Below are 10,007 nucleotides of genomic sequence, written 5' to 3'. Positions count from 1 at the left end.
TCGGCCTGCAGAGGCGACTTCTCGGCCTGCAGAGGCGACTTCTCGGCCTGCAGAGGCGACTTCTCGGCCTGCAGAGGCGACTTCTCGGCCTGCAGAAGTGACCTCTCGGCCTGCGGGGGTGACCCCTCGGCCTGCGGGGGTGACTTCTCGGCTAGAGCTTGATGCCCAAGGCGGCGTCGACGAGCGTGGAGATGGTCTCGCCGGCTAGGGGGTCGGAGGTCTCGGCGAGGCCGCCCTCGCCGAGGGTCGCGGCGACCCAGGCGTCGACGGCCTGCACGGCACGAGGGGCGTCGAGGTCGTCGGCGAGGGCGCCGAGGACGGTCTCGACGACAGGGGCGGCGGGGGCGCCGCGGCCCAGGGCGACGGCCTTGCGCCACTCGGCGATCCGGTCGACGGCGTCGAAGAGCTTGGCGTCGGTCCACTCCCAGTCGTCACGGTAGTGGTGTCCCAGCAGCACCAGCCGGATCGCCATCGGGTCGATCTCGGAGTTGCGCAGCGCGGAGACGAAGACCAGGTTGCCGCGTGACTTGGACATCTTGTGGCCGTCGTAGGCCACCATCCCGCCGTGGGTGTAGATCTCGGCGAAGGCCTTGCCTGCGGAGCGGGCGTGCGAGCCCGACATCTCGTGGTGCGGGAAGACCAGGTCGGAGCCACCGGCCTGAACGGTGAAACCGGCGCCGAGGTGCTCGAGGGCGATCGCGGTGCACTCGACGTGCCAGCCAGGACGCCCGGGACCGTACGGCGAGGGCCAGGCCGGCTCACCGGGACGCTCCGCACGCCACAGCAGCGGGTCGAGCGGGTCCTTCTTGCCGGCCCGCTCCGGGTCGCCGCCCCGCTCGCCGAAGATCTCCATCATCTGCGAGCGCGACATCCGCGACTCGTCACCGAAGGCGTCGTCGACGGCCACCGAGGCGTACACGTCCTCGTCGACCTTGTAGATCGCGCCGGCGGCCTCGAGCTCGCCGATCAGCGAGACGACCAGCGGGATCGACTCGACCGCGCCGATGTAGTTCTGCGGTGGCGCCACTCGCAGCGCCTCCATGTCCTTGCGGTAGAGCTCGGTCTCGCGCTCGGCGAGCGCCTCCCACTCGATCCCGACCTTCTCCGCGCGCTCGAGCAGCGGGTCGTCGACATCGGTCACGTTCTGCGTGTAGCCGACCTCGTAGCCGGCGTTGAGCCAGGCGCGGTGGAGCAGGTCGAAGGCGACGTACGTGTTCGCGTGGCCCATGTGGGTCGCGTCGTAGGGCGTGATGCCACACACGTACAGCGATCGGCGCCCGGGTCCGGCCGTGGAGACGACCGCGTCTCGCTGATGGTCATAGAGGCTCACCTCGGGCCCCTTGACGGACAGTTCTGGGACGACGGGTGCAGACCAAGCGCGCATGAGTGCAGCCTACTTGTCGCTGGGCACGCGTCTCAGAACGGCGGCCACGGGATGACATGGCGGTCGTACTCGGGACGCGGGAAGACCCCCTCGGCCAACAGCGCCTCGCAGCGCAGACCAAGCGCTTCGAGATCCGACCCGGAGAGGTACGCAGCCAGCTGAGCCCCCAACCCACCGTCGAGCCCCTCAAGAATCGTCCGGATCCCGGCGAGCTCCTCGTCGGAGAAAGCCAGCCCCTGCCATCCCCACAGGATCGTGCGCAGCTTCGGCTCCTCGTGGAAGGTCAGCCCGTGGTCGCAGCCGTACCGGTGACCGGAGGCGAGCGGCAGGACGTGACCGCCCTTGCGGTCGGCGTTGTTGGTGATCATGTCGAAGACGGCCATCCGCCGCAGCGCGGGTGTGTCCTCGTGGGCCAGGGAGACTTCCCGGTCGAGCGCGTCGTAGCCGTCGAAGACGTGCAGGAAGCCGTCCGGGATCTCCCCCGCGGGCACGATGGTGACCGGCTCGACGGACTCGTCCGAGATGATCCAGCGCTGCACCATCCCGGGTCCGTGCGGCCCCTCACCCAGCCAGGTCTCGGGCACCACGCCCCAGCCCAGCGCCTCGGAGACGAGGTAGGAGGCGACCTCACGATGGGCCAGCCGCCCGTCGGGGAAGTCCCACAACGGCCGCTCGCCCGCGATCGGCTTGTAGACGAACTCCGTCTCGCCGATCGTGGCCAGGAAGGTCGCGTTCGAGGCCGTCGTCAGCCGGCCGACGAGCTCCATGGCCTCGTCGGCACCGCTCTCGGCAGCACTGTGCTCGACCTCCGGGGCCGGATCACCCACGGGATCAGACCGGGTCGCGGCGCTTGAACCCGTTCGCCCGGACGCACAGGTGCCCCTCGGGGTCGATCGGGTTGCCGCAGAACGGGCAGTTGGGGCGCCCGGCGCCCAGGACCGCCTCGGCGCGCTTGACGAAGGCTCGGGCGTCGCGCGGCGCGATGCGGACCAGGAGCACCTCGTCGGGCTCCGGCTCGTCGAGCTCGATCGCCGCCACGGCGTCCTCGTCGACCAGCTGGCCCGACTCGTCTACCTCGGCGATGACCTCGGCCTCGCTGATCGGGAAGACCTCGAGGACGACCTTGTCCTCGTCGGGGTCCCAGGCCAGCGTCATCGTGCCCGCCCGGAACTCCTCCTCGATCGGCTGCTCCAGCGGGGCCTTGTCGTCGAGCTCGTGCGGCGCCAGCGCGGGCACCACCGCAGGCGCCGACTTCATCACCTCGTCCAGGAGCTCGTCGAGCCGCTCGGCGAGCACGGTGACCTGCTGCTTCTCCAACGCCACGGAGACGACACGCACTCCCTCACGGGCCTGGAGGAAGAACGTCCGCGCCCCGGGCTCGCCGACGGTGCCGACGACGAATCGTTCGGGCGGGTCGAAGGAGTGCATCACGGGCATGGTCAAACCTTATCCAGACCGTCCCCAGGACCCGAGCCGCCGCCCACGACCGCGTCGTCGTTGCGCCGGCGGGACGACTTGCGGCCCTTCTTCGCGGCAGGGTTCGGGGCCAACCAGGACAGGTCGCCGGCGTGGGTGTTGGTGGCCAGGACCGACGGCCGGCCCTCGCCGTAGCGGACCACCGAGACCGAGGCCGGGTCGACGTGGAGGCGCTGGAAGAGGTCCAGGTGCATGCCGAGCGCGTCGGCCAGGATCGCCTTGATCACGTCCCCGTGGCTCACGCACAGCCAGACCGCCGAGTCACCCTGAGCCGCCGTGACGGCGGCGTCGTGGCGACGTACGGCCTCGACACCTCGCGCCTGCATCGCGGCCATCGACTCCCCGCCGGGGAAGGTGACCGCGGAGGGCTGGGTCTGCACGCTCTTCCAGAGCTTGCGACGAGTCAGCGCGGAGATCTTCTCCCCCTGCCACTCGCCGTAGTCGCACTCGGAGAGCCCGTCCTCGACGACCACCTTGGGCAGGTCGACAGCCTCCCCGACCCGCCCGTCCAGGATCCCCGACAGCGTCTGCTGGCAGCGCTCCATCGGGCTGGTGACGGCCAGCGCCAACGGGACCGGCGCGATCCGCTCGCCCGCCTTTCGCGCCTGCTCGAGGCCACGCTCGTCCAGCATCACCCCAGGAAGCCTGCCCGCCAGGGTGCCGGATGCGTTCGCCGTCGTACGGCCGTGTCTCACCAGGATCATCGTCGCCACGTCGGGGACCCTATCCATCCCGTGGGGAGAGATCACATGCCCTAACCTGACAATGTGATCGTCGACAGCGCTCTTTACCGTGGCGGCGCACGCGAGAGGATCGACTGCGCGCCCCACGACTACTCCGCTCTTCGCAGCGGCGTGAAGGACGAGGGCGACTTCGTCTGGCTCGGGCTCTACCAGCCCAGCCAGCCCGAGCTCGAGGAGGTCGCCGAGGCGTTCGGGCTGCATCCGCTCGCCGTCGAGGACGCGCTGACCGCCCACCAGCGTCCGAAGCTGGAGCGCTATGACGGCAGCATGTTCCAGGTGGTCAAGACGCTCTGGTACGTCGACGCCGAGGACGCCGTCGAGACCGGCGAGGTCGCCTTCTTCATCGGCCCCGACTACGTCATCACGGTCCGCCACGGCCGCGGCTCCCGGCTGGCGCCGGCCCGCGAGCTGCTGGAGACGAGCGAGGAACAGCTGCTCACCGAGGGGCCCTACTCCGCGGTCTACGCGGTCGTCGACTACATCGTCGACGGCTATGTGGGCGTCATGGCGGGCCTCACCGAGGACGTCGACGAGGTCGAGTCATCGGTCTTCTCCGACGAGCGCACCGAGGACTCCGCCCGGATCTACCGGCTGCGACGGGAGATCGCGGAGGTACGCCGCGCGGTGATGCCGCTGCGGGAGCCGGTGCGCCGCTTCGCCAACGGCGAGGGCGGGATCGACCCAGACCTGCGCCCCTACTTCCGCGACGTGCTCGACCATCTCTCCTCCATCGTGGAGGCGATCGAGAACCTGGAGACGCTGCTGTCCTCGGCCTTCGAGGCCCATCTGGCCCAGCTCTCGCTACAGCAGAACGAGGACATGCGCAAGATCTCCGCCGGCGCCGCCCTGGTCGTGGTGCCGACCCTGATCGCCGGGGTCTACGGGATGAACTTCACCCACATGCCCGAGCTGGACTGGACCTTCGGCTACCCGTTCTCGCTGCTGCTGATGGCCGGTGTGGTGACCGCGCTGTGGGTCTTCTTCCGGAAGTCGGGCTGGTTCTAGTCGACCTCTAGTCGAGCTGCTTGACCGGGCGGGCGTCGAGGTGCTCCCGGTCGCACCACAGGGAGAGGTCGTCGGCGTACTCCGACTCGGCCTCGCCGCCTTTCGAGTCGAGCTGCTCGCCCTGGTACCACTCGGTGAGCATCGCCGCATCGTCGTACCCGGCCGGCATCCGCGGGCCCCGGTAGCGGACCGCCACGACCTCCTTCTCGCGCACCGAGATCATCCAGGCCCAACCCACGTCACCGCCGCTGGCCGGCTGCCAGGCGAAGACCAGCGGACCACGTTCGCCCTTCGTGGCGACACAGTGCTTGCGCAGCGCGGGTGCCGCGCAGGGCTCGCGGGTCATCCAGTCGGGCGGGGACGGCGCGGCGAGGACGTCGATGTCGGCGTCCGGCATGTCCGTGAAGTCAGGTGAGGAGCGCTGCAGCAGGCGCCCTCCGACGGCGTCGGGGCCGAACTGCTCGCGCAGCGGCGACCGGACGACGCCCTGGTAGTAGCCGTAGCCACCCCGGCCGCCGGCATAGGCCTGCGCGATGCCGTGGTCGGTGTTTCGCACCAGCTCGTACGCCTCGGGGTCGGGCTCGCCGCCCTTCCAGTCGCCGAGCTCGTCACCGAGGGCGATGGTCGAGGAGGTCGCCTGGTGTCGGAGCCGTGGGTCCTCGAGGACGGCGACCAGCTTCTCGACACCGATCGGCATGTCGAGCCGGCGGGGGTCGCCGGTGATCGTGGGCCCGGAGTAGCCGATCGTCGCGGTCTCACCGCCATCGCGAAGCAGCGCGATCCCGACGACGCCGGGGTCCTCCTCGGGCTCCTCCTCGGTCCAGCGCAGCTGCAGCTCGGCGCCCTTCACCTCGGTCGGCAGGTCGACGCAGTGCTGCCCGAGCTCGCGGCGGCACGCCCCACCCTCCTCCGGTGGTTGAGCCGAGACCGCGACGCTCACGAGGTCGCCGTCGTACTCCCCGTCGGCGCCGTAGCGAAGGTCGACCGAGACCTGCCCGGCAGGCGTGGACTCGTCGGTGTAGGAGGCAGCCCGGCTGGAGGTGTCGGTCGGCAGGTGCTCGAGCGCGACCGCCGCGACAGCACGGTGGGTGATCGGGCCAGGGGCGCCGCCGGGAAGATTGCCGGGATCATTGCCGGCATCGACCGCCTCGCCCGAGCACCCCGAGACGAATCCGGTCAGGACCCCGACGACGACGCCGACCACGGCGAAGGGCCTCACGACCTTGGCGGTGAGCATCAGTGCAGGAACGTGAACAGCGGCGAGTCCGGCGCGATCCGCTCGATGAGCAGGTCGCTGGCGTTCATCCGATCGAGCAGCCCGTCGAGCCCCTCGGCAGTGTCGAGGTCGATGCCGATCAGCGCCGGGCCGAGATCGCGGTTGGACTTCTTGACGTACTCGAAGACCACGATGTCCTCGCCGTCGTCGAGCACGTCGTCGAGGAAGCCGCGCAGGGCCCCGGGAGCCTGCGGGAACGAGACCAGGAAGTAGTGCCGCAGCCCCTGGTGGATCAGGGCGCGCTCGAGCACGTCGGAGTAGCGGGAGACGTCGTTGTTGCCGCCCGAGAGGACCGCCCCGACCCGGGCCGCGCCACGCAGGTCGATCTGCCCCAGAGCAGCCACGGCGAGCGCGCCGGCGGGCTCGGCGATGATCCCCTCGGTCTGGTAGAGCTCGAGCATCTCCACGCAGATCGCGCCGACCGGTACGGCGACCAGCTCGTCGACGTACTCCTTGACGATCGGGTACGTCACCTTCCCGGCGGTCGCGACCGCGGCGCCGTCCACGAAGGTGTCGAGCGTGTCGATCCGCACCGGCCCACCGGCCTCGATCGCGGCCGCCATCGACGCGGCACCCGCGGGCTCGACCCCGATGATCCGGGTCTTCGGCCAGACCTCGCGCACCCAGGTCGCGACGCCGGAGGCGAGCCCGCCGCCGCCGATGGGCAGCAGCAGCACGTCCAGCGGCTCGTCGATCTGGGAGGTGAGCTCGTAGCCGACGGTGCCCTGTCCGGCGATCGTGCGCGGATCGTCGAACGCCGAGACGTACGTCGCCCCGAGCCCGCGCCCCAGCTCGTAGGCGTACGCGGAGGCCTCGTCGTACGTCGAGCCGTGCAGCGTCAGCGTCACCTGCTCGCCGCCCAGGGCCGTGATCCGGTCCCGCTTCTGCTTGGGCGTGTTCGTCGGCACCACGATGTGACCGGGCACGCCGAGCTGGGCGCAGGAGATCGCGACGCCCTGGGCGTGGTTGCCGGCGCTGGCGCACACGACGCCGCGCTCGAGCTCCTCGGGCGAGAGCGAGCTCATCAGGTTGTAGGCGCCGCGGACCTTGTAGGAGCGGCCCAGCTGCAGGTCCTCCCGCTTGAGCAGGACCTCCGCGGCGTACTTCTGCGAGAGTCTGACAGAGCGCTCGACCGCGGTGCGCGTGGCGATGGTGCGCGCGGCGGCCTCTTCGATGGCAGCGGGGGTTACAGCAGGGCTCTGCAGAAGAATGGCACCGGACTCAGACACATACGTGAGTTTGGCACGATCACCACTCGGTGAGCACACCCACGCCGAGGAGCACCAGGACCGCGAGACCCAGGACGACCCGGTAGATCACGAACGGGGTGTAGGTGTGGTGGGAGAGGTACTTCAGCAGCCACGCGATCACGGCGTAGCCGAGGACGAACGAGACGACCGTGGCGACGATCGTCGGGCCCCAGCCGTAGAGGTTGGCGCCGTGGGTGATCTCGCCCATCTCGAACAGACCGGCGCCGAAGACCGCCGGCAGCGCCAGCAGGAAGGCGTAGCGGGTCACGGTGGCCCGCTCGTAGCCCAAGGCGCGGCCCATCGAGATCGTCGCCCCCGAGCGGGAGACGCCGGGGATCAGCGCGCAGGCCTGGGCGCAGCCCATCAGGATGGCGTCGCGCCAGGAGAGGTCGTCGAACCGCTTGCGGTTCGCGCCGATCCGGTCAGCGATCCCGAGCACGATGCCCATGACCACGAGCATGGTGCCCACCACGTACAGGCTGCGCAGGTCGTGCTCGATGATGTCCTTCATCACGAATCCGATCACCACGATCGGGATCGAGCCGACGATGATGAACCAGCCCATCCGGGCATCTGTGTGGCTGCGCAGCTCTGGGTCGAAGAGGCTCCGGAACCAGGTCACGATGATGTCGCGGATGTTGCGCCACATGTAGAGCACCACGGCCAGCTCGGTGCCGATCTGGATCACCGCGGTGAACGCCGCGCCGGGGTCGCCCCAGCCCAGCAGCTCGGGGAAGATGCGGAGGTGCGCACTGGATGAGATGGGCAGGAACTCGGTGAGTGCCTGAAGTACGCCCAGTGCGATCGCCTGCAGATATTCCACGGGCGGAAACTCTAAGGGGCATGTACGCAGCCCCCAACCCGGCGGTCCCGACAAGCGTGTCCGGCGAGAGCCGCATGGGCGGCACAGATAGATTGGCCCCATGCAGAGCCGACTCCTCGGAGCCACCGGGCTGCGAGTCTCGTCTCTCGCCCTGGGCACCATGACCTGGGGCAGCGTGACCGATGAGCACGATGCCCGTGAGCAGCTGGCCGGCTTCACCGAGGCCGGCGGCACGCTCGTCGACACCGCGGCCGGCTACGGCGACGGCGCCTCGGAGGCACTGCTCGGCTCGCTCCTCGGCGAGGGTGCCGTGGCCCGCGACGACGTCGTGCTGGCGACCAAGAGCGGGATCACCTGGCGCGGCGGCAACCGCGGCGTCGACACGTCCCGCGGTGCGCTGCTCACCGGCCTCGACGCGTCGCTGAAGCGGCTCGGTGTCGACCACGTCGACCTGTGGCAGGTGCACGTCTGGTCGGACGAGGTTCCGATCGAGGAGACGCTGTCGGCACTCGACCTGGCGCTGAGCAGCGGCCGGGCGGCGTACGTCGGGATCTCCAACTACAACGGATGGCAGAGCGCTCAGGCCGCGACCTGGCAGCGGGCCGTGCCCGGGCGGGCGACGCTGGCCTCGACGCAGGTGGAGTACTCCCTGCTGGCCCGCGACATCGAGTACGAGGTGCTGCCGGCCGCCGAGGCGATGGGGCTGGGCGTGCTCGCCTGGTCTCCCCTGGCCGGCGGCGTCCTGACCGGGAAGTACCGCACCGGCACCCCCTCCCACTCCCGCGGCGCCGACCCCGCCTTCGCCTCCCGCGTGGAGATCTTCGAGGAGGACCGCAGCCGCGGCATCGTCACCGCCGTCGCCAAGGCCGCCGAGGGCCTGGAGTGGACCCCGCTGCAGGTCTCCCTGGCCTGGGTCCGCGACCGCCCGGGCATCACCGCCCCCATCCTGGGCGCACGCACGGCCGCCCAGCTCAAGGAAGCTCTCCAGGTCGCCGACCTCACCCTCCCGCCCGAGATCGCGCTCGCCCTCGACGACGTCTCCGCGGTCTAGATCACCCCACGGGAACATCGGATCCGGCAGACTGGTTCTCCTGAGCAGTCGATCGAAGGAGCGCAGCCTTGGCCCGAGCCGAACGCCGCCCACCCCGCCCAGGCGTGATGTGGGAGTACGACAAGGTGATCTTCTCGCGTGAGTTCTCCCGCAACATCGTCACCAAGCTTCTCGTCGAGCGCGCCGAGCATGGCGGCTGGGAGCTCGACCGGGTACGCATCACCGCGGACGGCACCCGCCGGGTGACCCTTCGGCGCAAGATCATCCGGCAGCGGCTCACGGTGTGAGACTTTCCGCGCAAGGGCCGCGTGGCCCGCGTACGTCATAGGCGAAGCCAACTAGGGTTTTGCAGGTGATCCATCTCGTACGTCACGGCGAAGCCGCCAGTGGTGACGGGGGCGAGGACACCGCCGACCCAGGCCTCTCCGACCTCGGTCGCCGCCAGGTCACGGCCCTCGCCCACCGTCTGTCCTTCCGTCCCGTCCGCCGGGTCCTGCACGGCCCGAGCCGCCGCACGACCGAGACGGCCCTGGTGCTCACCGAGATCCTGGGTGCGGGCGGCGTCGTCTGCGACGCCCTGGCCGACCGCACCGCGGTGCCGTCGGTGGAGCGGCGCGGCGACTATCCGACCCACCGGTGGGAGTGGCTGGAGAACGTTCCCGAGGCCGAACGGGACTTCGACGGCGCCGAGCTGACCGCGGCCTGGCACAAGCTCTGGTTCGAGCACCACGACGACGAGATCGTGCTGGTCACGCACGCGTTCGTCGCCGCCTGGTTCGTACGCGAGGTGCTCAACGCCCCGCCCGCGACCTGGATGCGCATCGGCCCGACCGGCAACGCCACGCTCACCAGCATCGGCCCCAACCTGGCCGGCGAGCCCGTGGTCGAGACCTTCAACGCTGAGGTCGTCCTCCCGATCTGAGCGCAGGCCCGCCCGTGCCGAGTCGGCTCATCCTGACCGAATTCTCTGTCGAGTCGGCTCGTCATGACGCGCCGACT

General features: G+C 70.2%; 11 protein-coding genes. 4 read left to right on the top strand and 7 right to left on the bottom strand.

What is annotated here, in order from left to right; translation table 11 throughout:
• Positions 1–151 precede the first annotated feature (151 nt).
• Genes mshC through ACRDPS_RS20165 form a run of 4 tightly spaced genes read right to left on the bottom strand, consistent with a single transcriptional unit; the run spans position 152 to position 3,564 of the window.
• Positions 152–1,384 carry a cysteine--1-D-myo-inosityl 2-amino-2-deoxy-alpha-D-glucopyranoside ligase gene (gene mshC / locus ACRDPS_RS20180; protein WP_431503448.1) on the bottom strand — a complete coding sequence of 411 codons (1,233 nt, stop codon included), beginning with the start codon at positions 1,382–1,384 and terminating at the stop codon, positions 152–154.
• Positions 1,385–1,416: 32 nt separating this feature from the next.
• Positions 1,417–2,211, bottom strand: coding sequence for an SCO1664 family protein (locus ACRDPS_RS20175; protein ID WP_431503447.1), 795 nt, complete (start codon positions 2,209–2,211; stop codon positions 1,417–1,419).
• Positions 2,212–2,215: 4 nt separating this feature from the next.
• Complete coding sequence (locus ACRDPS_RS20170) at positions 2,216–2,821, bottom strand: DUF3090 domain-containing protein (protein ID WP_431503446.1); 606 nt, start codon at positions 2,819–2,821, stop codon at positions 2,216–2,218.
• Positions 2,822–2,823: 2 nt separating this feature from the next.
• Entirely contained in the window at positions 2,824–3,564 is a 741-nt protein-coding gene (locus tag ACRDPS_RS20165) for an MSMEG_4193 family putative phosphomutase (RefSeq protein WP_431503449.1), read from the bottom strand.
• A 63-nt stretch (positions 3,565–3,627) separates the two neighbouring features.
• On the opposite strand from ACRDPS_RS20165, the gene corA reads away from it, so the two are divergent.
• Positions 3,628–4,608 carry a magnesium/cobalt transporter CorA gene (corA, locus tag ACRDPS_RS20160; RefSeq protein ID WP_431503445.1) on the top strand — a complete coding sequence of 327 codons (981 nt, stop codon included), beginning with the start codon at positions 3,628–3,630 and terminating at the stop codon, positions 4,606–4,608.
• Positions 4,609–4,615: 7 nt separating this feature from the next.
• Here corA and ACRDPS_RS20155 read toward each other — a convergent pair whose 3' ends face one another.
• The 3 genes from ACRDPS_RS20155 to ACRDPS_RS20145 are packed head-to-tail and all read right to left on the bottom strand — an operon-like array spanning position 4,616 to position 7,957.
• Positions 4,616–5,845 (bottom strand): hypothetical protein, encoded by a 1,230-nt coding sequence (locus ACRDPS_RS20155; protein ID WP_431503444.1) that lies wholly within the window; start codon positions 5,843–5,845, stop codon positions 4,616–4,618.
• On the bottom strand, positions 5,845–7,113 hold the full coding sequence (gene ilvA / locus ACRDPS_RS20150; protein WP_431503443.1) for a threonine ammonia-lyase IlvA: 1,269 nt from the start codon (positions 7,111–7,113) through the stop codon (positions 5,845–5,847). Before ilvA ends, ACRDPS_RS20155 begins: the two co-directional genes overlap by 1 nt.
• 19 nt (positions 7,114–7,132) lie before the next feature.
• Positions 7,133–7,957, bottom strand: a complete 825-nt coding sequence (locus ACRDPS_RS20145; RefSeq protein ID WP_431503442.1) for an undecaprenyl-diphosphate phosphatase — start codon at positions 7,955–7,957, stop codon at positions 7,133–7,135.
• 100 nt (positions 7,958–8,057) lie between these two features.
• On the opposite strand from ACRDPS_RS20145, the gene ACRDPS_RS20140 reads away from it, so the two are divergent.
• From ACRDPS_RS20140 to ACRDPS_RS20130, 3 genes are all read left to right on the top strand, one after another.
• Complete coding sequence (locus tag ACRDPS_RS20140; protein WP_431503441.1) at positions 8,058–9,008, top strand: aldo/keto reductase; 951 nt, start codon at positions 8,058–8,060, stop codon at positions 9,006–9,008.
• A 107-nt stretch (positions 9,009–9,115) separates the two neighbouring features.
• A complete protein-coding gene (locus ACRDPS_RS20135) occupies positions 9,116–9,295 on the top strand; it encodes a DUF5703 family protein (RefSeq protein ID WP_160028907.1) in 180 nt (59 codons plus the stop codon).
• 65 nt (positions 9,296–9,360) lie between these two features.
• Positions 9,361–9,930: a histidine phosphatase family protein gene (locus tag ACRDPS_RS20130; protein ID WP_431503440.1), complete on the top strand. Its 570-nt coding sequence runs from the start codon at positions 9,361–9,363 to the stop codon at positions 9,928–9,930.
• Positions 9,931–10,007 lie beyond the last annotated feature (77 nt).

The organism is Nocardioides sp. (assembly GCF_050699375.1).
Taxonomy (GTDB): Bacteria; Actinomycetota; Actinomycetes; order Propionibacteriales; family Nocardioidaceae; genus Nocardioides.
Note: the sequence above shows the minus strand (reverse complement) of the source record. Positions and strands in the feature narration are given on the sequence as shown.